This is a genomic window from Leptospira ognonensis (assembly GCF_004770745.1).
Lineage (GTDB): Bacteria > Spirochaetota > Leptospiria > Leptospirales > Leptospiraceae > Leptospira_A > Leptospira_A ognonensis.
Map to the genome: position 1 here is coordinate 21,582 of NZ_RQGD01000024.1, position 24,212 is coordinate 45,793.

The following is a 24,212-nucleotide window of genomic DNA, read 5'->3' on the forward strand; positions in this document are numbered from 1 at the left end:
AACATGAAAATGCATGCTTCCGAAAATGTTTTGGGTGGGAAGTTACTTCCATGTTCAGAGGACCCTCTTACAGGATTCTTTCGAGATTCTTGCTGCAATACCTCCGATGAAGATCATGGGTCTCATACGGTTTGCATTCAGGCAACAGAAGCCTTCCTGATTTCGCAAAAAGATTCGGGTAACGATCTGATGACTCCCAGACCAGAATACCAGTTTCCCGGAGTAAAACCTGGTGAAAAATGGTGTCTTTGTGCTAGCAGATGGCTTGAGGCCTATCGCAATGGTGTGGCTCCGATGGTGTTCTTGGAATCTACTCACAAGCGTGCCTTGGAAATCATTCCACTAGAAACCTTAGAAAGATTTGCAGTGGAGACAGGATCGCTTTAAGGCACTTTTAGAGAATCAAGATAAGACCTCGTCTGGCTGGAGGTATTTGCGAGTAGCTTTGCGAGGATTTTATGAATTGGATGGCTTTCTTCATAAACCATCTCGTATTTCAATATTCCTAACTGCTCAATCTCATAATCAGCCTCAATGGCAGCATCATAGGCTTGTTTTGAAATTACATTTCGTACAGAATCAAAATCGAAGGTAGACACGGAATTCGTGTTTGGTGTTGTTTGTAATGACCTGTAAACAATATGGTCTTTATTTCTTGTAAAAAGTAAATCTTTTATGAGATAGTATTGATACTCTTCAATCAGAGTATGTCGATTAGAAATGTAATCGATCATTTTTTCTTTGGAACCCGGAAGTCCAATCATTGCCAATAATTGTACGCCAATTTGTTTTCCAGCACCTACTCGAGGTAATACCGAAGAATGGTAAGGCTGAGTTAAATCTTGGATATAATGCAGTGCCCAGCCAGCAAATCTGTATCCCCAGTACGGATGTCCTGTTTTAAATGCATGTTCTGAGAGTTTTGTAAATTGGTAGATGCGATATTCGGGATATGTCTTTTTTAAAAAGCCAGCCAAGGTAAAAATGAGGGAAGACTCATGATAGAATCCCATGTGGAAGGGAGCCTGTGATGAAAATTCATATTTGGGGTTACCAAAGGATTGTTCACCAAAGCCATATACCTTTCCGAATTCAGAATCGCTGTCAGAAAATAAATACATATCTAGATCATAATCTGGTTCGTCCACAGCCGTAATTAGAACTTCTGCAGGTGTAACGCTTGTTCCCACAGACAAAGGAAGGAATGTTTCATTTGTTAGTTTCCCTAACTCATGTAAGGTTGTAATTTCTTTTAGTAAGGAAGAAGGTTTTTTTGCCAGGACATCTGCCGCCTGTTTATATAATGCAGGTTTGTGGCTCGGGTTCACTCGCAAGGCTTTAAAAAATAAAGGTACAGCAGTATCTGCTTTCATTTTAATCGGATCAAATTTTAAATCTTCTGAAGGAATAGGGCAATGTGGCAGCTTTGAGGCGATAAAAGAATCTGCTTCATTTAGTACCTGAGCTAGACTATTTTTCTCCTTTAATAGGAAGGATTCCAAGGATTCGACCTTCACATTGGCCGGAGGTTTTAACTTCCAATGTTCTCGTAAGATCAGATACGTAATTCCTGCATGGTTGTTCCAAGCCGAGACCGGTGATATGGAAAATAGAACTGTGAGAATCAGAATTACATAGTTGAGAGGTTTCATTTTATATCCTGTAACTTTTTGCCATTCCATTTCTTCATACTTACCGAGTATTCATTGATGGATTCATCATCTAAATCATAACTTCTTGTAATTTCAAGTATAGTATTTGTTTGGCTTTTGTATTCCTTTCTACCTATGGAGGGATCCTTCGCTAGTATATCTCCTGGGAATAAGATCCAAGTGTCCATACAGGACGGTGGATCACAAGCGCCAGGATTCCAGCTAAAGAATTCTCCTATTTTTCCGTTCTCTGTGATACGCAATATTGTTTCTTCTTGTTGTCCATATTCTATTTCCGAATATACTAAATAACGAAAACCAATCAAAAAGCCTGGATTCGGAGAGAATACTTCGCCTTTATAGAATGTAAATTTCCAGTCCTCGTTTGCGACGGGTCCAGGAGAAAGAGTTAATGAAGAAACAAGTTTGCCTCCCTTTAATAATTTAAATTCTATTTTTTTCGTATTGGCGCCTGGATTTCTAATGAGGAGTTGAAAGCCTCCGATTTCAGTGGCTCCATCAGCGAGTAGTGCTCCCCATACGAATCCTTTTTTATCTCCTGTTTGGATTTCATACCAATACTCCTTTGTGAGTCCTTGGGCTAGGAGAATGTTAGTTTGTTTGATGATTTTTACTGGATCGCCAGGTTGGAGTTTTGCGATCACTTCAGACTTCAAACTCGAATCTTTTCTTATATTTACATTTTCACCGAAGACGAGATATGTTTTATTTTCCGCTTTTACGGGCAGGATATTGTCCCAATGGTTTTGTCCAAGGAGAGGTAATGTAAATGGTAGGAAAAAAAGGATACTGATCGCGCGAAAAAGCATGATTGAACATATCTGACACAAGAAACGGGTCAATAAAAATTGGAGTTGAATTGCTCGCTTTTCTAGAGAATCGTTTTTTTTTCTTCCTTTCATATCCGAAAATAGTATTATAGAACCAGGTCTCCTATGTCATTTGTATACAAAGAACTGAAAGCATTTTCTCCGAAGGATAACTTACGCCTAGATGAGACATTTAAAGTGGCAGGTGGTGTTCCTAGTGCCGATAACGCCCTAGCTGAGCTAGAAAGTGAATCTCAAAATCCAGAACAACTCCCAGGCACAGGTTTTTTAAACTTTCGAACCAAGGCACATATTACAGCAGGTTTAGTCGCCGTAAACGCTCCTGCTGAGACAAACTACTTGCTTGTAGCAAATCATAAAGGCGAAATCATTTTATTACAAATACAAGGGGACAAAGTAAATGTAGCCTGGAGCCTAAATGTGCCTGGCGCCATCTATAGAACTCCCATCGTTGTTGGTGAACATGCATTTGTTGTTACAAAACAAGGTTTGCTTGTTGCCATTTCCATTAAATTTGATGGGAATGGTCATCCAATTCCTGGAACCATCGCATGGCAAAAGCACCTTGGACTCACTGTATTTTCAAAACTTTTAACCACAGGTAGAATTGTTATCGTTGCTGCGATCAGTGGTATACAAGCATATGACTGCTTCTTTTCATCTGAAAACAATGCTGGAACATTTGGTGATAAACTATGGGAGCATAAATTAGATGGTCTAGTTTCTTCTCCTGCTATTGACGGAAGTACCCTCTTTATTGGAAGTGAAGACAAACACTTTTACGCTCTTCGTTACGGTGGAGAGGGAGCAAGTTCTTTATGGTCTTACAAAACGGAAGGTCCCATACGGAGTAAACCATGCATATCTCAAAAGGGAAATTTTGTGTTAGTTGGCTCTTTAGATGGCTTCGTTTACTGTTTCGATAGAGTGAGCGGACAATTGATCTGGTCCTTTCCGGCACGGAGTGCTGTCCAATCTGATCTCGTTTCTTATGTGATTGGCAATGATGAGTATTTTCTATTTGGAAATGATGACGGCTCTTTCTTCTGCTTAAACTCTTATGGAAAATTACAATGGTCTTTTAAGACGAACGGTCGTATCCGAAGTGAAGCGCTTGTTACAGGGGATAATGTTTACTTTGGATCCGAAGACAATCATCTATATGGTTTAAAAACGATCACAGGTCAACTATCTCTCAAATATAATACGGACGGGAATTTAAATGGGAAGCCTGTCATTTGTGAGAATCGACTATATATCGGATCTACTGATTCTTTCGTTCACGGCGTTTATATCTAGCGGGGAAAAAATGTACATGTATCTAGCACAATTAATGAATCCATATTCTATAGAACAAATTAAAGCCCTTGAAGATAAAGTAAATTCATATGAGACTTGGGTTTTCTTTCTTGTGTTCGTTTCTGCGGCTCTTGCGTTAGTTGCAATTATGCAGAGACTGACTATAGCTAAATTAAAATCAAGCGATCCTTCTCAAATTAAATATTACCATAAAAAAATCAAAGAAAAGCCAGTCGAAAAAGAAATCGAACCAAAGGTTCCTGATGTAAATACGATAACACAAACATTACCTTCCTCACCAAATGAAAATTTGCCGAAACCAAAGGACCTACCGGACCCTGGGCTTATTTTTAAGTATGTGATTACTGGTGAATCTGCTGAAAAAACGATAACAATAGGTCAAAAGGAAGGCACGATTAAAACTTACTCGACAGAAGTTGTTGATCACCACTTAACGATCATGATTCGTGCATTGGATGCTTCACGTGGGCAGGATATTTATAATTTACCTGACCGAATCATCGAAACCTATGTTCTCGATTTTCGCCGTGAAGGTAAGGTACTTATCGTTCTTCCAAACACAAAAGAAGTGAAAGAGATGGGCGCCAGAGAAAGGATCTATATTCAAGAAGCAGCCGATGAATCTGGTGATCCAAATTATCCCACTTTAGAACCTAATCAGCCAATCCGATTTCGATTGGGGGATCGTTTAAGCCAGGATGGAAAATTTAAAGCAGGATATTTTGAATTTCATCTTTATACAAAGGATGTTGAATCGAAAACGAAAGCAGGAATTGTCAGAATCGAAAAACAGTTTTTTGTTCGTTTGTTTAAAATATATCCTGGTTACGACACCGCAAAACAAAATGAAGATGGTCTTTTCCCTATGATTGATCCATTCGCAAAGGTTTAAGAATTTATGTCTGATGTACAAAAATCGATCCAGAGAGTTCTTTCCGGAGATAAGCCTGCTCTAAGAAAATCAATCATTATTGGTGTTGGTGGTTCTGGGATGAAGGGAGCTCTTTCCGTAAAAAAATGGATGGAGTCAAGTCTACCCAATGAAGCATTCCGCTACCTACGATTTGTAGGAATTGACACAACAGATATTGAGACTAGTATTGAAGCAAAAGGAGCGAAGTATCGGTTTCCTTCTAATCAGTTTTTTCAGGAGGAGAGCAGGATGTTATACATACCTGCACCTACACCCGCAGAGCTCTCGCTAGATTTCTTACGTGACAAATATAAGAATGATCCATCTTTTAATTGGTTGCCAAATCCAGACGTATATGACATCTCAACGCGCGCGGGGCAAGGGGCTAATCAGACAAGACCGCTAGGAAGATTAGCCTATTTTTTTAATGAAGAATCCATTAGGGAAACCTTAATTAAAGAAAGAGATCGCCTAGCCTCACTTTCAACTAATCCAAAATATTTTCAGTTATTAGATGTTAAGGAAGAAGATCGGAAAGATGAAGTTATAAAATTCGAAATCAAGAACGGCATTAATAAATACTACTTCAAAGATAAGATTTCTGTTGGTCGTCAGTTTATTACTTTAGATCCTGATAGCACCGCTCGCGCAATTTTAGCTCCACAATCCGATAAAGCACTAACCATTGATTCCTTTCCTCTAGATGAGAATGGTTATTATTTTGAAGTGAATCCAAATCATTTTAAAGGGCAATCATTTACATTTAAAACAACACATATGAGGAGTTCCGCACAGATTTCCATTTTTATCACTTGCTCCATCGTTGGTGGAACTGGAAATGGAATGATTCTTGATATTGCGGCTTTAGCAAAAGATATCTTTAAAGATTTTTGGCCAACACCAAGAATTTATGGTATCCTCGTCCTTCCTGCTGCCTTTCAAAAGGTTGTTTACAATCGTAATGCGCGTGGGAATGCCTATGCTGCTTTAAAAGAAATTGATTATTTTATGAGCGGTAATTCTTTTAAAGCTGTCTATCCAAGTGGTAAGGAAGTTGAAGTTAACGATCAAATATTTGATAATGGAATGTTATATCTTCTGGATATCGAAAATATGGCATCGAATTCATTGCAGGGTCGTGACCAAGTACAAGAGTTAACAGGTCAATTTATTTCTACATTTGTTGCTTCGACTGTCGGTGGAGCCATCGAAGAAAGAATGGTAAATGATTCTACTAGAGTTTCTATTTATTTGCCAAAGGATGAAACTTCAAAACGAAAAGCCTGCTATAATTCTTTTGGTATTTCAAGAGTTGTCTACCCCGTAGATAAAATGGCTCAATTAGGATTTAAGATAACGGCCGTTAAGCTCATTGAGAATTTTGTTAAGGAAGTAACTCCGAAACTATTACTGGAAACTATGGGCGATTTGAATCGTGGACTAGTCCGTGCCATAAGATTGAATTGCCTTTCGTTTTTTGAACGCCTCTATCCTGATTATGAGTTAGATATGGGAGTTGAGTTCAAGTCCTATAAATCTCGTCTTGAACAATTTTTAGCTAAAAAAGATGCGAAAGGGGCTGTCAGTCTTTTAGAAATGCTTGCTAAAGATTATGGACCGCAAGAGCAGGAGAAGATCAAGAATAATTTTATATCCCGAATTACCAAAAGATCTCAATTAGAAAATGATAAATTAAAAACCATCATAACTGATGAAATTAATAAATATACAAATGATCCGATGAGGGGATTTATTTTTGCTGAATCGATTATTAATTTGATACTCGAAAAATTAGAGCTATATCAAAAGAAATATTATAAGGAAAAAGTAAGTTTATCAAGGTATTCCGTAGAAGATTTTTCCAAGTGCATCGAAGCATGTGAAAAACAAGGAATAACGAATCCTCAATTATTTCAACAGTTCATTGCAATGCAAGATTTTAACTATCGTCAGCTTGTATTTGAGGCAATGCTTACAGCTGCAGAAAATTTTGTTAGAGATTTGAAAGCTTCACTCTTCGAGATCAAAAATAAAGAAATTGTGATTTTGAAAGAGAAACTTCTAGAATTGAAAAAGAATCTTGAAGTTGAAATTCAGGATGGGAAATTTGAAATTCTTGAAAAGAAAAATCCATTGTTTTTTTATCTGATAAATCCGGATGAGATTGATGCCTTTCTCAAAAAATATTTCTATTCAAGATTGTCGATAGAAGACTTATGCAATGAAATCAATTTCTTAAAAATGGATCGGGAAGATGATGCAGTTCAGATATTGACGACACATCTCATCGCAACGAGAGGATTAAAGATTTTAGAGAAGAAGCAAGATGAAATTATGGGCATCCTAAAATCAACATACTCTCATCTTCTAGACAAACCTGCTGAAGAAGTCAAAGCTGCATTGGCGGAAGAATTAAAATCGAGTGAAGACAAACTAGATGTTTCTGATACGACACAATTAAAAATTGAGATTGAAAACATTCGATCAAAATTATTTCAGATTATTTATTCAAAACTCCAGGGCTTCAACTTTGAATCTATTTCCATAAAACAAGTATTAGAGGAAAAAAAGATTACACTGAAAAAATTGTTTGATAAGTTGGATACGTATTCAAGACCTTATATTAAAATCGATTCGCTTGGAACTGATGCGATGGAATACTATCGTACAGTAACAAACTTTCCACTAAATACCTATGAAGAAGGTGACGATGCTTCTGTCGCACAAAACAATGATCTGCCAACGAGAATGGACCATTATAAAAAGCGCTCGAATTCTACACCAGATATCAGCGTAGAAACATTTGAGGCCCCGACAGTTTGTAAGCCATATGAGATGCTTAGCATAGGTATTATGTTAGGTTTTCCGATTTTTAAAATTGCGAGTTTAACGGAATCGGTGAAGGACTACCATACCTTAATAGCAGAAAAAAGCCATCCACTCCATTGTTTCAATCATCCTTTAGAAGATGCGAAGTATTTCCCTGATCCAATGCGTAAGTTCAATTATCTAAATCCCGCTCGGTTATGGAATGGTCTTCTTGCTTATGGCATTCTTCAGCCAGGAACTGATGGTTACACATATGAACCGGGATTAGCGGATCGTCTCAAAGAAATGCAAGCTAAAGAAGATTACAAATCTAATATACTAAACACCGAAAAAAAAATTATGGCCGAAGGTGGATTTGAGTCCATTAGTCCAAAAACTCTAGTGCTTGCCATTCATACTTTTGCCATGCTCGCAAAAACTAAAACTGGAAAGATTGGATTTCGAAAGGATATATCTTCGGTTATTAGTGATATATTGGACGGAGATGGTACGGAGGATAGAGCAAGTGAAAAGAAACTAACGAAAGCAGAATATATAAATAAATATCTAGCCACTCCTGAATTTAGTTCCATGGACAAGTTAAGCGAGTTCTTGACCAAAGGGGAGCCTAAAATTAAAGGCTTCATCATATCTGAATTGAAAAATGTCATCAGCCGCACGAAAGGCATCGAAGAGGCAGGGGCCTCGATTTCATTGCCTAAGTCGAAAGTGCAAGCAACGGTACTTCCGATTTTTAAAGATCAGTATAAGTTCTATGAATATTTTGAAAAATCAGGTTCGCTCGAATGGCAGAATTTATTGAAAGATGAAATCGTTAGTAAACTCGCCGCCAAACTTTCATCATATGAGTTTAGAATGGATTATGATCCTACATTGCTTGATAGAACGAAAATCCAGGCATTCCTAGAAAAGGAAAAAGCAAATTTACCTGAAGTGACAATTTGGGAAACGGCAGTAGAAAATAAGATCATAAAATAATTCATTTTATTTTATGACCGCTGCTATTCCCTAGTCCGTCGTAAGCGGCGTATTTATAAAGATCGTGTAAGGTAGGAAAATTGAAGGCGATAGATATAACTTGGTTTAATGTTTTTTTACTTTCCACTAACGATAACCCGAAATGAATGAGTTCAGTTGCTTGCAGTCCGATGATATGGACTCCGAGGATAATTTGACTTTTCTTTTCAAAAACTAATTTTAGAAAGCCGCTTTCTGCACCTAGTATTTTTCCTCTTGGCATGTCAGAATAATTTGCCTTGCCCGTTTCTATCTCAAGCCCTTTAGCTATTGCTTCTTTCTCCGAAATGCCAACCATAGAGACTTCAGGTATTGTATATATTCCATAAGGAAAAATTCCTGCCAAACGATCAAAGCCAGCGGTATCAAACATATGAGTTACCGCTATGCGGCCTTGGTCCATACTTGTACTAGCCAAAGCAGGGAAGCCAATTACATCTCCTACCGCATACACATAGTTTAGCGATGATTGATAATGTTCATTTACTTCTATTGCTTCTCTTTTTCCAATTTTCACTCCATTTGACTCTAATCCAAGTCCTTTTGTACGTCCACTTCTACCCGCAGCAAAGAGGAACATGTCTACTTTCAGAATTTCACCCGTTGATAAATGAATTCTATAAAGATCCTCAAGTTCATTTGGTTCTTCAATTTTTATCAATTCAGAATTGAAAATAACTTCTATTCTGTCTGATCTCATTTGTTGGACTAAACTGGAAGATATTTCACTATCAAGAAATGGTAATATTTCATCTCTTGAATCTACCAGGTAGACAGGAATTCCAATGGTCGCAAAAATCGTGGTATATTCACATCCAATGACACCGGCCCCTAATACGCATAACGATTTTGGAAATCTTTTTAAATTTAGTATCGTATCCGAGTCATGAATCCTTTCTCCATCGAAGGGAATGTTGGATGGTCGAAATGGGTAAGATCCAGTAGCAATTAGTATGTGATCTGCAGAAATTGTTTCAGACGAAGTTCCATGAATGAGGACTTGATGGTTACCAATGAATTCGGCTTTACCATTGATAAAATCTATACCGTGCTTCGAAATATTTTTAACGATTGCATTTACCTCTGAATTTGTTACGTAATTTCTTCGAAAATAAAAATCTTCAATTGAGGCATGACGGCTCAGGTCTTTATCGACTCCAAAAATTCCCTTATCATTTTTTCCTGAAAGAAAGAGCGCGGTTTCCTTCAGCGTTTTTGATGGCAAAGTGCCTGTGTGCACACCTGCCCCACCTGGAGCAATCGCCATCTCTACAAGCGCCACTTTTTTCCCAAAATATGAGGCCTTGGCCGCAGCCTTTTCGCCAGCAGGACCCGCTCCAATTACGATTAGGTCATAATGTTTCATGTTACCGTGCCTTGGTGAGAGAATCTCTAGTTCCCCGCCCTGAAATGGGTGGGGAACTAGAACCCGCCACCCAATGGATTCCTTTTAACATATTTGAACGAAGAAAACAATCTGATTCCAGATGATGCCTATTTTTCTGAGGGAAAGTGCGCTTTTCTGCTTTCTTTTAGCCGATTGACTTTTCCATAAAGAGGCTTACAATCAAAACATGCGACTTCTAATCTTTCTATGCTTTCTATTTTCGTCTATGCTTTTGGCCGAGAAAGTGGATTCCCGTTGTACAGCCGAATGTCGAAATAAAGGTTACCAATACCATTATTGTGAAATGAAATGCTTGAATGGAAATACCCCTTCGGAAAAAGAACGCGATACGAGCCATGCACCGCTTGAGAGTGAGATTGATTCTAAATGCATGAACCTCTGTATCAAAGAAAAAAAACAGTATAACGTGTGTGAAGTGAAGTGTCGATATTAAACGAAAAAACTTTAAATAAATCACCCTTGATTTTGCAAGCCATAGGTATCAGTAAAACCTATCGCATGGGAGAGCTCGAACTCGTCGCTTTGGATGCGGTGTCCTTGGATTTAAATAGAGGAGAGCTCGTCGTATTGCTTGGGCCTTCTGGTAGCGGGAAGTCGACATTACTTAATATTCTAGGTGGTCTTGACTCCCCCTCAAAAGGAAAGGTTCGTTTTGAAGGAAAGGAAATTTCTCTCGGAGGTGAAGATGATTTAACCGATTATAGAAGGCGTTACGTAGGTTTTGTATTTCAGTTTTATAATCTTATTCCAAGTTTAACCTCAAAAGAAAACGTATTGCTTGTTACCGAACTTAGCGAGAAATCAATGTCAGCCGAAGCCGCATTAAGTTTAGTCGACATGGGTGATCGAATGGATCATTTCCCTTCACAGCTTTCTGGCGGAGAACAACAGCGTGTTGCGATCGCAAGAGCTATTGCTAAAAATCCAGATTTATTACTTTGTGATGAACCAACAGGTGCACTTGATTTTAAAACCGGTAAAATTGTCTTGGATGCCATCGAAAAAGTAAATCGCGAATTGCATACGACAACAATCATCATCACCCATAATGAAGCAATTGCACAAATTGCCGATCGCATTATCAAAGTAAGGGATGGAAAGATTGTATCCGATAAGGTAAATACACATAAATTAAAAACCGAAGAAATCTCTTGGTGAAAACGTTAAATCTTAAGCTGTTACGTGATTTGAGGAATATGAGATTCCAGGCAATCACCATCGGTTTCGTAATCGTTGCTGGTATTACGTATTTAGTTGGTTCTCTCGCCTCGTATCACTCTCTTCACGCTGCTAGAGAAAGTTTTTATGCCAATCAGAGATTTGCCGAAGGATTCGTTTATCTCAATCGCGCGCCCAATCATATTACGAAACAAATTGAGGCAATTGAGGGTTTAGATATTATTGAAAGTAGAATTTCAAAGGAAGTTGTCCTTGATTTCCCAGGCGAGATCCTACCATCAGCAGCATTGCTTATATCTTTGTCAGAGAACTTAAATCAGGTGATTGTTAGATCAGGAAGGATCCCTGACAATGCCGATGAAGTTATCGTTAGCGAAAGTTTTGCTAAAGCGAATCATTTTGTTCCTGGGTCTTATCTGGTTGCCATTATTAATGGAAAAAAAACGAAACTTACCATCACAGGAACAGCTCTGTCTCCGGAGTTTGTATATGTCTTTCGACCAGGAAGTCTGATGCCCGATGACAAACATTATGGAATACTATGGATGAAAAGAGATGCAATCGAAGCTGCATTAAATATGGAAGGTGCTTTTAATCAAATTATATTTAATTTCTCAGTGGATGGTACAGGTAAACGAAATATTGCTTTAAAACATATTGATTCCGTGTTAAAGCCATTTGGTGGAATAGGTGCCAATGAACGTAACAAACTTCCTTCAGATTCTTTTTTGAAAGATGAATTCAAACAGTTGAGAACGACAGCTGTCTTTTTACCTTCGATTTTTCTTGCAGTAGCTGCTTTTTTATTACATATTATCACCAGTCGATTGATCTCAAAAGAAAGAGAACAGATTGCTACCTTAAAAGCATTAGGCTATTCTAATAATGAAATTTGTTTACATTACTTAAAGCTGATTTCTGTAATCACAACTGCGAGTGCGATTACAGGGATCTCATTAGGATTTTATATTGGGATTCTATTAACGAATCTATACGGAGAATATTATCACTTCCCTAATCTAAAGCCAAGTTTCCCATTCTATTTGGTGATCGTTGGGTTCTGTATCGGTCTTCTATCTGGACTTTTAGGCTCCTTAACATCACTTCTATCGATCATAAAACTAGATCCTGCTTCTGCCATGCGTCCACCCTCACCAGAGGTATATCAGTTTCATTGGATGGAAAGGTTAATTCCAAAACTCAGATCTCGTATGCGCATGGTAATTAGAAATTTATTTAAGAGGCCCTTACGAACCATATTAACGATACTCGGACTTTCCATGTCTGTGATGATTATGATTCTTGGGAGTTTTATTAAAGATACAATTTCTGTGCTCATGGAGACTCAATTCGAATTGATCCAAAGAGAATCTATATCTATAGTTTTTCCAACTATTGTTAAAGAGAATGTATCCTTAGAAATACTCGGAAATCACGGGGTTCTTGAAGCAGAAGGTATAAGAATCGTACCAGTGAAATTGAAAAATGGAAATTTAACAAAAGACACGGTGTTATATGGTCTATCACCCGATTCCCAATTGCGAAGAAATCTAGACCGTAGTTTAAAGAAAATTTCCCTTCCACTAGAAGGATTACTCGTAAACCAAACTTTGGCTGAAAAGCTAAATCTTCAGGTGGGTGACAAGATTTGGTTAGAAGTGTTAGAAGGCAATCGTTCCGAAAAGGAAGTGACTGTTGTTGCGTTGGTAAATGAATTCCTTGGCCAAGGATTGTATATGAACAGGAAAGATGTAAACAGTATGCTCCTTGAAGGAAATGTCATCAATCAAATATACCTTAGAATGGATCCGTTGGAAGAAAATCGATTTATTCAAAAGTCAAAGGAATTACCGAAAGTTTCAGGAATCGTTAGCAAATCTGGTTTATTAAGGGCTTTCAAAGATATGATGGTGAGAACTATGCAATCGACTTCGTTTTTTATAACTCTTTTCACTGCGATCATTTCTATCGGAGTTGTATTTAATACAGCGATGATTGCACTTTCAGAAAGAACTTACGAACTGGGAAGTTTGAGAATTCTTGGTTTTTCGATGAACGAAGTTTTTGAAATTTTAGTATATGAACTAATGATCTTAATCATTGCGGCGATTCCATTCGGATGCCTCTTTGGCTATTACATATCAAACTTGATGGTGAATATGAATGATACAGAAGGTTTTCGTATCCCCGCTACCGTTTCAGCCTCAACTTACTTGAGCGCTATTGGTCTCATGTTGTTTACTTCTGGAATTAGTTTTGTAATTTTATATAGAAAATTAAAATCGATGGATCTTCTAAGCGTCCTAAAGGTAAGGGAATAAGATGAGTATGCTAGAGTCTTTGAAACAGTTTGTGCTTTCTAAAAATTTAAAAATTTCCGTCGGAGTAATGGCGTTACTTTTCGTCATCGTTATACTGCTTCGACCTAGCCCAAAGCCAGTCCAGATCGGACACGTTACCAAAGGTACTTACCAAGAGGTAATCAAAGAAGAGGGAATTTCTCACATAAAAGAAGTATTTACTATATATTCTCCTGTAACTGGCGTTCTCCGGCGTATTGAAAAACATGCAGGCGATGCTATCATCAAAGGCGAAGTCCTTGCTGAAATTGATTGGGACAATCTTCGTATCATGAAATCACCAGTTAAAGGGAAAATACTTAAAATTTACCGTGATAGCGCCGGGCCAGTTATGATGGGCGAGAGATTGATGGATGTTGGTGATACAAAAGATATGGAGGTCTTAAGTTATCTTCTTACTGAAGATTCAGCAGAATTGAATGTAAAAGATAAAGTCGTATTAACAGGATTTGGTGATTCACCCATCAATGCAGAAGTAAAAGTGATCGAACCATCTGCAATTACGAAAGTTTCTTCATTAGGTGTTGAAGAACAAAGGGTACCTGTTCGCATGAGTATTGATCCACCGCCAGGAATGGGAGATGGATATCAGCTGGAGTGTAAGATCATCCTATTCGAAAAACCTGATTCAATTCTGATTCCCACGAGCGCCTTATTTCGAATAGATGAAAAATGGGCAGTCTTTGTGATTCAAAATGGGAAGGCGAAGCTTCGTCTCGTTGAGATATCACATAACAGTGATGGAATCGCAAGTGTAAAATCGGGAATTGAAGTTGGTGAGATGTTAATACTTTATCCAGGAGATTCCATAAAAGATGGAATCAAAGTAAAAAATGAAGACGAAAAATAAAATATTTTTTGATAATCAACCGTAATTTCCATTTTTATATTGCCCTTTCATAGGTGGATTGGACAAACCCATTGCTGAAGCTTTTTGTTTTTGTATGATGGAGGTGGAGATCTTTCTTAAGTTCTCCAAATAGAGGTCTACCTTGACCAATGAGAATTGGTATTTTTGTTATGATCAACTCATCAATCAAATTTGCTCTTAAAAAACTTTGGATTACTTTTCCACCATCAACGTACACATTTTTAAAAGATTGTTCTTCTAAACTCGCAACGATTGTCGACGGTGTAGCTTGTGAAAATGTAATATCTTGTAATTGATATTTTTCTGATTCACTATGGGAACTGCTTAGGACAATTGTTTTTTTGTCTGGGTAGGGCCATGAATCAAAACTCTCCACAGTACGAAACGTTCCACTGCCCATGAGAATCACGTCAATAGATTTTATGAACTCGTTATAGCCGAAATCGTCCTTTTCGGGATTCGGTGCATTTACAAGCCAATCAATATCGCCATTGTTCCTTGCAATAAATCCATCAAGGGAAGTTGCAATAAATACTGATAATTTCATTAAGACCTCTACAGTGTAGAATATTTAATTAAATAAAAATATACACTGTAGAAAATATTTCAATAAAAAAACTTGAAACATTAATAAGATATTTAGAATAGCATCTCGTGAATCCTCCGCAAAAGAAAAAGAAATTCGTTTCAATAAATCAAAAGATCTTAAAAGAAAGCATTCGTCTGATCGAAAGAGAGGGTCTGGATCGGTTTTCTCTACGAAAATTAGCAGAAAAAATCAAGATGGATCCCATGGCGGTATATCACTACTTTTCCTCAAAAAAGGAATTGATGTTTTCTTGCCTCCAGTTGGTATTTAAGAATTTTTCTCCTAATAAAGATTCAGTCAGTAAGGGGAAACCGAAAACAAAAACAAATCTCAAATTAAGTCACTCTCAACAACCAGAACCCGATTTTTTAATATTACAAGAGATGATAGATTCATACCGGAAAAAATATTTACAATATCCAAATTTATGCAAATATCTTCTGATTCATCCCGAATCTATTCCTCCTGAGATAGAAGAATACAATCATATGCTAATTCGTGAAATTGACAGGCTCGTTTCAAATCTAGAGGAAGCTAGATTGATTCGTGATATTTTAGTCGATTTCCTTCACGGATTTTGTCTCGCAGAGATATCGATTGCCAAAAAAAATAAAATTCAAAATTTGGAACTGGAAAGCAAATTTCAAAAATCTATCCATTTCTTGGTTCGTAAGCTTTTGAGGTCTTAGATGAATATTGAAGTATCCCCCATTGGATTTGTGAAAAATTTACGAAAGAAGCCGATTGACGATCAATGGTCGGAAGTTTTGAGTGAAATCGAACTTACAGGTGGTATCCCTGAAAACGCACTGCTAGGTTTGGAACACTTTTCGCATGTAGAAGTCATTTACTTTTTTGATCAAGTAAATCCCGAAGACATTGTATACTCAAACCATCCTCGCGGGAACAAAGCGTATCCACTCGTTGGTATATTTGCGCAGAGGAAAAAAGATCGCCCCAACCAACTTGGATTATGTGTAGGAGAAATCATTAAAGTGGAAAAAAGAAAAATATATCTAAAATATTTAGATGCCATTGATGGAACGCCTGTACTAGATATTAAACCTGTGATGAACGAATTTTTACCCAAGAGTGATGTTAAGCATCCAGATTGGTCTAGAGACTTAATGAAGAATTATTGGTAAGGTGGAGTTAATGGATGTAGAGGAGCATTATAAAAAACATTTAGGTGATTTCTATACATGGATGTTAGGTGATTGGGCGTCAAAAAAAGACGAATTTCGTCTGTTTTTGAAAGAGCATTCGATCCTTCCTGGTGGATCTCAAGTAGCCGTTGATTTGGGTGCTGGAAACGGAATCCAAACTATTGCATTAGAAGAATTAGGTTACCAAGTGCTTGCCATTGATTTTAACCCCCAATTACTTGAGGAATTAAGAACAAATATATCAAATGATAAAACTCGGATTGTAGAAGGAGACATTCGAAATTTTTCCAAACATTTAGACAAGAAAGTAAACTTGATCCTGTGTTGTGGAGATACCATTGCACATTTAGATTCTTTGGCAGAGATAGAAGTGTTGCTCAAGGATATTCATCAACATTTGGAAGAGAACGGATATATTATTTTATCCTTTCGTGATTATTCTCTCGCTCTCGAAAGTGATTCTCGTTTTATCCCTGTTAAGTCGGACGAAAATCAAATACATACCTGTATTTTGGATTATGAAACGGATAAAGTTCGTGTCACCGATCTTCTTTACAAAAAAAATGGTGCTACTTGGGATATGAAAATTAGTTCTTACTACAAAGTACGAATACGTATTGAAGAAATTCTTTCTCTTTTGTTAGGTCTTGGATTTGAAGTTCTTGTGGAGAAAACCTTTCAAAGAATGACTACAATGATTGGAAAAAGAAAATAATTCTTTTCAATATAAGTAGGGAAACATTACATCATTTCCATAATGTCAAAGCTAGTTGTAAAAAGTTTTTCGATTTCGATAGACGGTTTCGGTGCAGGTCCACTTCAAAGCCTAGAGAACCCCTTGGGCATGGGTGGAATGGACCTTCATAAATGGGTCTTTGATACAAAATCATTTAAATCTATGCATGGGGACGGAACAGGAGGAGCAGAAGGTATCGATAACGATTTTGTGACCAAAGGTTTCGAAAATCTAGGCGCCTGGATTCTAGGTAGAAACATGTTTGGGCCCATTCGTGGTCCATGGCTTGATGAAGAATGGAAAGGATGGTGGGGTCCAAATCCACCTTACCATGTTCCTGTATTTGTCCTTACCCATCATCCTCGCCCGTCGATCGTTATGGAAGGCGGCACGGTTTTCCACTTTGTCACAGATGGTATTGAGAGTGCACTTGTTCATGCAAAACAAGCTGCTGGAGGGAAGGACATTCGTTTGGGTGGTGGAGTCTCGACGATAAAACAATATCTGAAAAAAAGACTCATTGATGAAATTCATTTGGCACAATCACCCGTATTACTTGGATCAGGCGAAAATTTGTTTTCAGATGTAAATTGGGGAGAACTAGGCTACCAGCTTGAGTCCCATGTTTCATCCTTGTTAACGAACCATCTAGTGATTAAAAAGATAGATTTATAAATCTTTTTCCGATAAAACCTTGTTCAATTTTCTATAATGTCAAATACCAGGTAGTAGGGTTTTTCGCTAATAATTATCTGAACAAGCGTTAGTGATCGTTTCGTGATTTCTCCAGCCCGATTCTGAAAATGATGAAAAAAGTTTTGAACGTCTCCTTTTTCTTTCAACTCTTCCAGTAATTTGATTCTTTCCTCGGGATAAGGATAAAAATTGAAATTTACTGGAAGTTCTCCAATCACTTCTTCGCGGGAGTAACCTGTCGATTTCACAAAAGCATCATTACAATCAATGTAGCGATTATGATCGGAAATATCATTAATCGAGATCGGGATTGGACTGTATTTGAATGCTTTTTGAAATTTGATCTCTGACTCTCTTAGCCTTCGGTTGCTTTCCGCAAGATTTAATGCGATTTTAATGGAAGCAATAAGAACTATGGCACCAGCAGTTTTTAAAATGTAACCATAAGAAGTGATTTGTTCCGTTTTTTTAACGATCTCTTTTTCCGACTGAGAAGAGAGAAACATGATCGGAACATCCCGTATCGCCTGAATGGATTTTGCAGTATCGAAGCCGTCCATTCCGCTTCCCAGGTCTAAATCCATCAGTATAAGATCTATATGTCTCGAATCCGATTTAACGATCTTAACTGCCTCTTCGCCGGTAGTCGCATGAATGACTTCAAATCCCTCTAGGTTTAGAAGTTTCATTTGTGACATGGCAATGATGACTTGGTCTTCAACGAGTAAAATTAATTTTTGGATAGATGGCTCCATTCTTTAATACTATCGGCGGAGAATATCACATAATGAGATTATAAAATAAAAAACCCGAAAGATTTCTCCCTCGGGTTTCAAAATATTACATTGAATATGCGAAAAACGCAAATTCGATGTTAACTATTTAAGCATTACGCTCTTTCTACAACCATAGATCCAGCGATTCCACCGTGCGCACAAGCAGTAACTAGAACTTTCTTTGCATCTTTGTTTTCATGGAAATCCATGATCGCATTATGCAGAAGTCTGACTCCAGTAGCACCAAACGGGTGTCCGATGGCAATGGAACCGCCATTTGGATTGATTTTTTTTGCGTCAAAATTCTTTTCCCAATCAAAACCGGTTTTAATTTTGATTTCTTCGAGTGCTGCAACCGCTGTTGCTGCAAAAGCCTCATGAATTTCGATCACATCTATGTTTTCGATTTTTTCACCCAGTTCTTCGAGAAGTCCAAGAGTTGCTTCCGCTTGTCCAAGTCCCATCAAATTTGGATGAACACCTTTCATTTTAAATCCAGAAACATACGCTTCCGCTTTGAGTCCGAGTTTTTTCGCTGCATCCTCAGATGCTACGATGATACCAGCCGCTCCATCAGAACGAGGGCTTGCATTAAAGATAGAAACAGTAGGTCCGTGTGATTTTTTCAAATCCTTTCCATACTTTTCTTTCCATGCATCAAACTTCATTCCTGGGTTATCGAACATCAGCATGGCGCGACCCATACGTGTAGGATTTTTAACCAGACCTTCACGTAGGAGGACGGCTTCATCAGCTTCGAGCATATTGCCTTCATCGTCCTTTACGGGCATGATATAGGGCTTGTAGCGACCTTCTTGTGTCGCTTCGAGAGCTCTCTTAAAAGACTCATAAGCTACTTTGTCCTGTGTTTCGCGTGCCAGACCATAATTTTGCGCGAGGATTTCGGCTGTTACTTGCATGCCGTAGCTAGTTTCCCCATCCCCAAGTCCATCTTCCAATGTATCGCGAACTTCCACACCTTCTGGAAGCTCATTGGGAAGAAGTTTTAGAAGTGAATCTAAGCTATTTGTTTTTTTATTGAGACGTGCATTTTTCACAACGAATGGCATAGAAGTCTGAGATTCTTCACCGATTACGAGGAATACTTTACCTTCACCGAGTAGGATTCTGCGCGTTGCTTCTGCAACTGCTTCGAGTCCCGACACACAGTTGTTAGCTACTGTTAGGCAAGGAATGTCAAGTGGGAGTCCCATGAGGTTTGCGATCACACGTGCAGAGTTAGGTGCATTCGAAAAACCTTCTCCTACGATCACTCCATCAATGTCAGTTGGTTTTAAACCACTGCGTTTCATCACTTCCTCACCTACTAGTTTACCTAAGTGGTGGCCTGCGTATCCAGCGAGAGCTTTACCGATTTGAGCAAACGGTGTTCTAGCTGGGCTTGAGAGAACGATCTTTTGTGTTACTTTCATGTTTTTGTTCCTTTTCTTGGCTTCTTACTACTACTTTGCTAACCACTTCATCATGGAACGAAGTTTGGTCCCAACTGCTTCAATTGGGTGAGCGGCATTTTGCTCTTTCAATTTTTTATATTCCGGGTATCCCGCTTTTGTGTCTGCCATCCAACGTTTTGCAAAGGCTCCGCCCTTGTCTTTTTGGATGTCGTTTAACACTTCTTTCATGCGGGCTTTTACGCCAGCATCAATGATACGTGGACCACTTACGTAATCTCCGTATTCTGCTGTATCAGAGATGGAGTAGCGCATACGTGCGAGTCCACCTTCATAAATCAAATCAGTGATGAGTTTCACTTCATGCAAACATTCAAAATAAGCGATCTCTGGATCATATCCAGCTTCCGTCAAAGTTTCGAATCCTTTCATGATGAGGTTGGCAACACCACCACAGAGAACAACTTGTTCGCCAAAGAGATCTGTTTCCGTTTCTTCACGGAAAGAGGTTTCTAAGATTCCAGCGCGACCCCCGCCGACTCCTGCTGCATGAGCGAGCGCACGTGTTTTTGCAGTTCCCGTTGCATCTTGGTAAACCGCGATGAGGCAAGGAACTCCACCACCTTCCGTGAACACGCGTCGGACCAAATGTCCAGGTCCCTTCGGTGCCACCATATAAACGTCTACATTTTTGGGTGGAGTGATGAGATCGTAGTGAATATTGAATCCGTGAGAGAAAACAAGTGCTTTGCCTTCTGTCAAATTTGGTTCGATTTCTTTTTTGTACATGTCCGCCTGGATGGTGTCAGGTGCAAGGATCTGGATGATGTCTGCTTTTTTTGCTGCTTCCGCAACCGAATACACTTCGAATCCCGCTTCTTTGGCTTCAGCGACAGATTTTGATCCGTCACGGAGTCCGATAATGACCTTAAGGCCAGTGTCTTTCATATTTTGAGCTTGGGCATGGCCTTGGCTTCCGTAGCCAATGACCGCGATGGTTTTGCCTTTGAGGATATTTAGATCGCAACTGTCGTCGTAATATATATTTGCCATGGAGGGGCACACTTCCTAGGTGATGATTTAACTAATATAGTCATTTTTTTTGCAAAGGGGGAGGGAAACAAGAAGGAATTGGGGCGCCTCTAATTGCTCCTCCGGGGTGCGCTTGTCGCTTCCGTCTCGTTTCTAACTGCGTTAGCTCCGAGACCTTCGCCCTGCAGATCAAGGGCGCAGTTTCACCTTCCGTAACCTGGCTGTCGAAACGGATAAAAGTAAGAATTCGGAGTCTGCGGTATGCTTGTGTGGTAAAAACCAGCTCTGTGGCGCTGGTAGCGTGGCAGTTCCTTTTGCTTAAAATAGTATTCTGGGTATCCAGAATATTGATAGTAACCGTCCTTTTTTGATTCCTTGCACCAGCGCATGCCGCACCTCTCCTCAAAAAGTTCTCTTTGCAGTTGTGCCGTCGTTCTCTGTTGGTTTGTGCGGCATTGAAGGAAACAGAAAGAGAGGACCACACCCAAAAATATTTTATTTGCAACAAAAGTCATCTAACGGTCCTAAGAAGGTCTTTTCTAATCCAATATAACATCTTAAGACGGATTTAAAAATGAGTAAAATATACAAATTGCGGAAATTACCTAAGCCTACTGCGTCATGGTTGTTTTAAGGTTCTCAAATAATCTTCTGGAGTCAAACCGATCGTCTTCTTAAAGTCTTTGATGAAATGTGCTTGGTCGAAATAACCAAGCTCGAGTGCAAAATGCGCATAAGGGATTGTTGATTCTCTTTCTAAATGCATCGCCACTTCTTGGATCCGAAATCTTTGGATGATCCATTTGGGACCGATTCCCACATATTTATGGAATAGTCTTTGCAAACTTCGCAAGTTAATGGAAAATAATTTGGCAATCTGATCTGCCGATTTGATACTTCGATCTTCTTTCATTCGATTGACAATGTGATTGATCAGGGTGATGTTAGGATCTGGATTCGCTCGAAATTGTTCCAACCAACTTTCAATGATTTCAATTCTAAGTCCGTTCTCCTCCGTGGAAAAAATTTGATTTTCGATTTCGATGACATTCGTTTCTGTAATTTCGCTGATAGAGAACTTTTTGTTTGTGAGCATTGAAACATTTTTATGAAAAAAAGGGAAAAAAGCTCCGGGACGAAATTTGATCCCGAAAACAGAGCCCTTTCCTTTTAAAAGATAAGAGAATCTATCTTTTGTAACTCCATATATTAACGAATTATTTTTTTCAAATACGATGTGTATGCTTGGATACGGCAGCGTTTCAGATAAAAATGTTTCATTATCTTCAAGTTCCCAATTTACAACCCAGTAATATTCAATAAAAAAATCTAATTTCGGATTGGGATGATAGCGATTGTGATTTGCAATTAAGTTGAATTGACTTTGGCGAAGTAATCCTCGTGTAGGTTTGCCTTTTTCCTTCAACATATATCATTTTTTGAAACTCTGTCGCGAATTTACAATCCAAAAGTAAATAAAATGGTTACATTACATTATGGAAAAGATAAAACAATTGAATCATAATTTAAAATTGAGTCTTAATATAAATATAGAGACCAAATTGGAGAGGGTCTGGGAGATTCTCACTTCCCCTTTATACATGAAGGAATATTTATATGGGACCGAAGCAATCTCTGAATGGAAAGAAGGAAGTACACTTGTCTTTAGAGGTATTTGGGAAGGGACTACTTATGAAGATAGGGGATTGATTCGCACTTGGCAACCTCCTTATTATTTTACTTATACTTATTATAGTAACTTCTTCGGTCTGCCGGATCTTCCAGAAAATTACTCTCTTCTGGAAAACCGACTTTCGCTAAATGGCGATTTTGTAGAAATACATCTAACGCAAACTCGATTCGTCCGGATGCTTCCGTGTCAAGAGATAGAGCAAAGGACCAAATGAACCGGAAAGCAAAGTGAGAAAAATCCAAATAAATCGATTTCTACCTAATGCTTTCGCATCCTTCCACATCCATACCATAAAAAAACTGAGGGCAATGATCAGATCGACAAGCACTTGTGCGGCACCGAAACTTTTAAAATGAGGTTCGAGGATCCCCCAGTAACCATGGTAATATAGGGCAAATCCAGTAAGTATGGAAAAACATATAAACGTAACTGTTAAGATCAATTTTTGCATCTTTTCCTCTTGTTCGCAAAGTGATGATAAATCAAGCTTACCTGAATAATGAGATAAGACAATTACGTGAGAGGTAATATGGATGAAAATTGTGGAAAAATGGGACAGGTCTCATACTGCTTTTGGTGAAATCCTACGTGACTGGCGTAAACAAAAACAGATCAGTCAATTAGATTTTTCCTTTGATTTAGGAATCTCCGCCAAACACCTAAGCTTTGTCGAAACAGGTCGCTCCAAACCAAGTAAAGAATTAATTTCTAAAATATCTAATTCCTTAAAACTTCCCATGCGCCTGCACAATACCCTGCTTACTTCAGCGGGTTACGCGCCAATGTTTTTGGAAGAATCGATCGATAGTCCCAAATTTGAAATCATAAGGGATGCCCTCAATCGGATATTGGATAAACATGAACCCTATCCCGCTTTCGTATTAAACGCCGATTATGACATCCTTATGACCAATACCAGTTTTGAAGGAATGATAAGTAGATTGACCGATGAGTCTTTACTTGGTCAGGATAAAAATATACTCAAAATCACTTTCTCTGAGAAAGGATTAAGAAGATACATTCAAAACTGGGAAGGTTTTTCCTCGTTTATGCTAACACGCGTTTGGGAAGAAGCCGTTTCTTCACAAAACCAACGGCTGCTCGGTTTAGTAGAGGAGCTTAAAAAATCAGTCGAAGACCATGGCGAGAATCATGCCAAAGTTGATCCGATTTTTCCTGTTTTGCACTTAAGTTTAAAGAAAGATGATATTGTGGCCAATTTTTTTTCAACGATCACGACATTGGGGACTCCACTGGATCTAACGACACAGAGCCTAAGAATCGAACTGCTTTTCCCAGTGGATGAGCCTACAAAAAAATTATTTTTGTCTCTTTGATAAAAAACTAAGCCAAATCATAGAGACGAAAACAATCATCACACCGAAGAACTCTCTCACCTCTTCTATGTAAGGTTTTTCTTTTGACATTGGTGTAGACAATATATTTTCAACTCCTTGGAAATACCATTGAACAGTACCATCGAAGACAATCATCAATTGCAAAAGGCAAGCACCGATACAAATGAATATCAAATTTGGATGATACTTCCCAAAACTCGCGGAGGCACAAAGGAAAGCACCGAGACCATATAAGAACATCCAATGAAGAGGGTCTGGGTCATTGTACTGGACTAGGGCGGAAAACAGTAGTAATGCGGCTAAGATAGCTGTTCCACATCTGATCCAGAATTTTATTGATAAAAATAGCTTCAT

At 38.4% G+C, this 24,212-nt stretch carries 24 protein-coding genes; 13 read left to right on the top strand and 11 right to left on the bottom strand.

Going from position 1 to position 24,212, the window contains the following annotated elements:
* Positions 1-3 precede the first annotated feature (3 nt).
* Positions 4-387, top strand: a complete 384-nt coding sequence (locus EHQ58_RS08615) for a DUF2237 family protein (protein WP_135623581.1) — start codon at positions 4-6, stop codon at positions 385-387.
* On the opposite strand, the gene EHQ58_RS08620 is transcribed toward EHQ58_RS08615, so the two are convergent.
* A complete protein-coding gene (locus tag EHQ58_RS08620) occupies positions 384-1,682 on the bottom strand; it encodes a phospholipase C/P1 nuclease family protein (protein ID WP_246047256.1) in 1,299 nt (432 codons plus the stop codon). The two genes, EHQ58_RS08615 and EHQ58_RS08620, sit on opposite strands and share 4 nt — an antisense overlap.
* Positions 1,649-2,482: an SH3 domain-containing protein gene (locus EHQ58_RS08625; RefSeq protein WP_167883579.1), complete on the bottom strand. Its 834-nt coding sequence runs from the start codon at positions 2,480-2,482 to the stop codon at positions 1,649-1,651. The genes EHQ58_RS08620 and EHQ58_RS08625 overlap by 34 nt, the downstream gene beginning before the upstream one ends.
* 126 nt (positions 2,483-2,608) lie before the next feature.
* Between EHQ58_RS08625 and EHQ58_RS08630 the strand changes: the two genes are divergently transcribed.
* From EHQ58_RS08630 to EHQ58_RS08640, 3 genes are read left to right on the top strand one after another with little or no spacing between them, the layout of a single operon-like run.
* The gene (locus EHQ58_RS08630; RefSeq protein ID WP_135623491.1) at positions 2,609-3,802 is read left to right on the top strand and encodes an outer membrane protein assembly factor BamB family protein; all 1,194 of its coding nucleotides are present in this window, start codon (positions 2,609-2,611) and stop codon (positions 3,800-3,802) included.
* 16 nt (positions 3,803-3,818) lie between these two features.
* Entirely contained in the window at positions 3,819-4,715 is an 897-nt protein-coding gene (locus EHQ58_RS08635) for a hypothetical protein (RefSeq protein WP_135623492.1), read from the top strand.
* Between the two features lie 6 nt (positions 4,716-4,721).
* Complete coding sequence (locus EHQ58_RS08640; RefSeq protein WP_135623493.1) at positions 4,722-8,543, top strand: tubulin-like doman-containing protein; 3,822 nt, start codon at positions 4,722-4,724, stop codon at positions 8,541-8,543.
* Position 8,544: 1 nt separating this feature from the next.
* Here EHQ58_RS08640 and sthA read toward each other — a convergent pair whose 3' ends face one another.
* Positions 8,545-9,948, bottom strand: coding sequence for a Si-specific NAD(P)(+) transhydrogenase (gene sthA / locus EHQ58_RS08645; RefSeq protein ID WP_135623494.1), 1,404 nt, complete (start codon positions 9,946-9,948; stop codon positions 8,545-8,547).
* A 540-nt stretch (positions 9,949-10,488) separates the two neighbouring features.
* Here sthA and EHQ58_RS08650 point away from each other — a divergent pair.
* From EHQ58_RS08650 to EHQ58_RS08660, 3 genes are read left to right on the top strand one after another with little or no spacing between them, the layout of a single operon-like run.
* On the top strand, positions 10,489-11,148 hold the full coding sequence (locus EHQ58_RS08650) for an ABC transporter ATP-binding protein (protein ID WP_135623582.1): 660 nt from the start codon (positions 10,489-10,491) through the stop codon (positions 11,146-11,148).
* Positions 11,149-11,186: 38 nt separating this feature from the next.
* Complete coding sequence (locus EHQ58_RS08655) at positions 11,187-13,490, top strand: ABC transporter permease (RefSeq protein ID WP_135623495.1); 2,304 nt, start codon at positions 11,187-11,189, stop codon at positions 13,488-13,490.
* A 1-nt stretch (position 13,491) separates the two neighbouring features.
* The gene (locus tag EHQ58_RS08660; protein ID WP_246047257.1) at positions 13,492-14,379 is read left to right on the top strand and encodes an efflux RND transporter periplasmic adaptor subunit; all 888 of its coding nucleotides are present in this window, start codon (positions 13,492-13,494) and stop codon (positions 14,377-14,379) included.
* A gap of 34 nt (positions 14,380-14,413) precedes the next feature.
* Here the strand turns inward: EHQ58_RS08660 and EHQ58_RS08665 are convergent, their stop codons facing one another.
* The gene (locus EHQ58_RS08665) at positions 14,414-14,947 is read right to left on the bottom strand and encodes a dihydrofolate reductase family protein (RefSeq protein WP_135623496.1); all 534 of its coding nucleotides are present in this window, start codon (positions 14,945-14,947) and stop codon (positions 14,414-14,416) included.
* Positions 14,948-15,054: 107 nt separating this feature from the next.
* On the opposite strand from EHQ58_RS08665, the gene EHQ58_RS08670 reads away from it, so the two are divergent.
* From EHQ58_RS08670 to EHQ58_RS08685, 4 genes are read left to right on the top strand one after another with little or no spacing between them, the layout of a single operon-like run.
* Positions 15,055-15,678: a TetR/AcrR family transcriptional regulator gene (locus tag EHQ58_RS08670; RefSeq protein WP_135623497.1), complete on the top strand. Its 624-nt coding sequence runs from the start codon at positions 15,055-15,057 to the stop codon at positions 15,676-15,678.
* Positions 15,679-16,134 carry an SAM-dependent methyltransferase gene (locus tag EHQ58_RS08675; RefSeq protein WP_135623498.1) on the top strand — a complete coding sequence of 152 codons (456 nt, stop codon included), beginning with the start codon at positions 15,679-15,681 and terminating at the stop codon, positions 16,132-16,134. It abuts the gene before it with no gap.
* Between the two features lie 10 nt (positions 16,135-16,144).
* Entirely contained in the window at positions 16,145-16,870 is a 726-nt protein-coding gene (locus EHQ58_RS08680) for a class I SAM-dependent methyltransferase (RefSeq protein ID WP_135623499.1), read from the top strand.
* A 42-nt stretch (positions 16,871-16,912) separates the two neighbouring features.
* The gene (locus EHQ58_RS08685) at positions 16,913-17,566 is read left to right on the top strand and encodes a dihydrofolate reductase family protein (RefSeq protein WP_135623500.1); all 654 of its coding nucleotides are present in this window, start codon (positions 16,913-16,915) and stop codon (positions 17,564-17,566) included.
* Positions 17,567-17,589: 23 nt separating this feature from the next.
* Here the strand turns inward: EHQ58_RS08685 and EHQ58_RS08690 are convergent, their stop codons facing one another.
* From EHQ58_RS08690 to EHQ58_RS08710, 5 genes are all read right to left on the bottom strand, one after another.
* Positions 17,590-18,342, bottom strand: coding sequence for a response regulator (locus EHQ58_RS08690; RefSeq protein WP_135623501.1), 753 nt, complete (start codon positions 18,340-18,342; stop codon positions 17,590-17,592).
* 134 nt (positions 18,343-18,476) lie between these two features.
* The gene (locus EHQ58_RS08695; protein WP_135623502.1) at positions 18,477-19,796 is read right to left on the bottom strand and encodes a thiolase family protein; all 1,320 of its coding nucleotides are present in this window, start codon (positions 19,794-19,796) and stop codon (positions 18,477-18,479) included.
* A 30-nt stretch (positions 19,797-19,826) separates the two neighbouring features.
* Complete coding sequence (gene ilvC, locus EHQ58_RS08700; RefSeq protein ID WP_135623503.1) at positions 19,827-20,828, bottom strand: ketol-acid reductoisomerase; 1,002 nt, start codon at positions 20,826-20,828, stop codon at positions 19,827-19,829.
* A 182-nt stretch (positions 20,829-21,010) separates the two neighbouring features.
* The gene (locus EHQ58_RS08705; RefSeq protein WP_135623504.1) at positions 21,011-21,322 is read right to left on the bottom strand and encodes a hypothetical protein; all 312 of its coding nucleotides are present in this window, start codon (positions 21,320-21,322) and stop codon (positions 21,011-21,013) included.
* Positions 21,323-21,426: 104 nt separating this feature from the next.
* Complete coding sequence (locus tag EHQ58_RS08710; protein WP_135623505.1) at positions 21,427-22,236, bottom strand: AraC family transcriptional regulator; 810 nt, start codon at positions 22,234-22,236, stop codon at positions 21,427-21,429.
* 172 nt (positions 22,237-22,408) lie between these two features.
* On the opposite strand from EHQ58_RS08710, the gene EHQ58_RS08715 reads away from it, so the two are divergent.
* Positions 22,409-22,714: an SRPBCC domain-containing protein gene (locus tag EHQ58_RS08715; protein WP_246047270.1), complete on the top strand. Its 306-nt coding sequence runs from the start codon at positions 22,409-22,411 to the stop codon at positions 22,712-22,714.
* On the opposite strand, the gene EHQ58_RS08720 is transcribed toward EHQ58_RS08715, so the two are convergent.
* Positions 22,652-22,951: a DUF2834 domain-containing protein gene (locus tag EHQ58_RS08720; RefSeq protein ID WP_135623507.1), complete on the bottom strand. Its 300-nt coding sequence runs from the start codon at positions 22,949-22,951 to the stop codon at positions 22,652-22,654. The genes EHQ58_RS08715 and EHQ58_RS08720 overlap by 63 nt on opposite strands.
* Positions 22,952-23,033: 82 nt before the next feature.
* Here EHQ58_RS08720 and EHQ58_RS08725 point away from each other — a divergent pair, with 82 nt between their 5' ends.
* On the top strand, positions 23,034-23,837 hold the full coding sequence (locus EHQ58_RS08725; RefSeq protein WP_135623508.1) for a helix-turn-helix domain-containing protein: 804 nt from the start codon (positions 23,034-23,036) through the stop codon (positions 23,835-23,837).
* On the opposite strand, the gene EHQ58_RS08730 is transcribed toward EHQ58_RS08725, so the two are convergent.
* On the bottom strand, positions 23,820-24,212 hold the full coding sequence (locus tag EHQ58_RS08730) for a transmembrane 220 family protein (RefSeq protein WP_135623509.1): 393 nt from the start codon (positions 24,210-24,212) through the stop codon (positions 23,820-23,822). The two genes, EHQ58_RS08725 and EHQ58_RS08730, sit on opposite strands and share 18 nt — an antisense overlap.

What these genes read in the sequence shown, in the direction of transcription:
- EHQ58_RS08615 (WP_135623581.1), top strand. Translation starts at nt 4, where the DNA reads ATGAAAATGCATGCTTCCGAAAATGTTTTGGGTGGGAAGTTACTTCCA.
- EHQ58_RS08620 (WP_246047256.1), bottom strand. Translation starts at nt 1,682, where the DNA reads ATGGAATGGCAAAAAGTTACAGGATATAAAATGAAACCTCTCAACTAT.
- EHQ58_RS08625 (WP_167883579.1), bottom strand. Translation starts at nt 2,482, where the DNA reads ATGCTTTTTCGCGCGATCAGTATCCTTTTTTTCCTACCATTTACATTA.
- EHQ58_RS08630 (WP_135623491.1), top strand. Translation starts at nt 2,609, where the DNA reads ATGTCATTTGTATACAAAGAACTGAAAGCATTTTCTCCGAAGGATAAC.
- EHQ58_RS08635 (WP_135623492.1), top strand. Translation starts at nt 3,819, where the DNA reads ATGTATCTAGCACAATTAATGAATCCATATTCTATAGAACAAATTAAA.
- EHQ58_RS08640 (WP_135623493.1), top strand. Translation starts at nt 4,722, where the DNA reads ATGTCTGATGTACAAAAATCGATCCAGAGAGTTCTTTCCGGAGATAAG.
- sthA (WP_135623494.1), bottom strand. Translation starts at nt 9,948, where the DNA reads ATGAAACATTATGACCTAATCGTAATTGGAGCGGGTCCTGCTGGCGAA.
- EHQ58_RS08650 (WP_135623582.1), top strand. Translation starts at nt 10,489, where the DNA reads ATGGGAGAGCTCGAACTCGTCGCTTTGGATGCGGTGTCCTTGGATTTA.
- EHQ58_RS08655 (WP_135623495.1), top strand. Translation starts at nt 11,187, where the DNA reads ATGAGATTCCAGGCAATCACCATCGGTTTCGTAATCGTTGCTGGTATT.
- EHQ58_RS08660 (WP_246047257.1), top strand. Translation starts at nt 13,492, where the DNA reads ATGAGTATGCTAGAGTCTTTGAAACAGTTTGTGCTTTCTAAAAATTTA.
- EHQ58_RS08665 (WP_135623496.1), bottom strand. Translation starts at nt 14,947, where the DNA reads ATGAAATTATCAGTATTTATTGCAACTTCCCTTGATGGATTTATTGCA.
- EHQ58_RS08675 (WP_135623498.1), top strand. Translation starts at nt 15,679, where the DNA reads ATGAATATTGAAGTATCCCCCATTGGATTTGTGAAAAATTTACGAAAG.
- EHQ58_RS08680 (WP_135623499.1), top strand. Translation starts at nt 16,145, where the DNA reads ATGGATGTAGAGGAGCATTATAAAAAACATTTAGGTGATTTCTATACA.
- EHQ58_RS08685 (WP_135623500.1), top strand. Translation starts at nt 16,913, where the DNA reads ATGTCAAAGCTAGTTGTAAAAAGTTTTTCGATTTCGATAGACGGTTTC.
- EHQ58_RS08690 (WP_135623501.1), bottom strand. Translation starts at nt 18,342, where the DNA reads ATGGAGCCATCTATCCAAAAATTAATTTTACTCGTTGAAGACCAAGTC.
- EHQ58_RS08695 (WP_135623502.1), bottom strand. Translation starts at nt 19,796, where the DNA reads ATGAAAGTAACACAAAAGATCGTTCTCTCAAGCCCAGCTAGAACACCG.
- ilvC (WP_135623503.1), bottom strand. Translation starts at nt 20,828, where the DNA reads ATGGCAAATATATATTACGACGACAGTTGCGATCTAAATATCCTCAAA.
- EHQ58_RS08705 (WP_135623504.1), bottom strand. Translation starts at nt 21,322, where the DNA reads ATGACTTTTGTTGCAAATAAAATATTTTTGGGTGTGGTCCTCTCTTTC.
- EHQ58_RS08710 (WP_135623505.1), bottom strand. Translation starts at nt 22,236, where the DNA reads ATGTTGAAGGAAAAAGGCAAACCTACACGAGGATTACTTCGCCAAAGT.
- EHQ58_RS08715 (WP_246047270.1), top strand. Translation starts at nt 22,409, where the DNA reads ATGAAGGAATATTTATATGGGACCGAAGCAATCTCTGAATGGAAAGAA.
- EHQ58_RS08720 (WP_135623507.1), bottom strand. Translation starts at nt 22,951, where the DNA reads ATGCAAAAATTGATCTTAACAGTTACGTTTATATGTTTTTCCATACTT.
- EHQ58_RS08725 (WP_135623508.1), top strand. Translation starts at nt 23,034, where the DNA reads ATGAAAATTGTGGAAAAATGGGACAGGTCTCATACTGCTTTTGGTGAA.
- EHQ58_RS08730 (WP_135623509.1), bottom strand. Translation starts at nt 24,212, where the DNA reads ATGAAGCTATTTTTATCAATAAAATTCTGGATCAGATGTGGAACAGCT.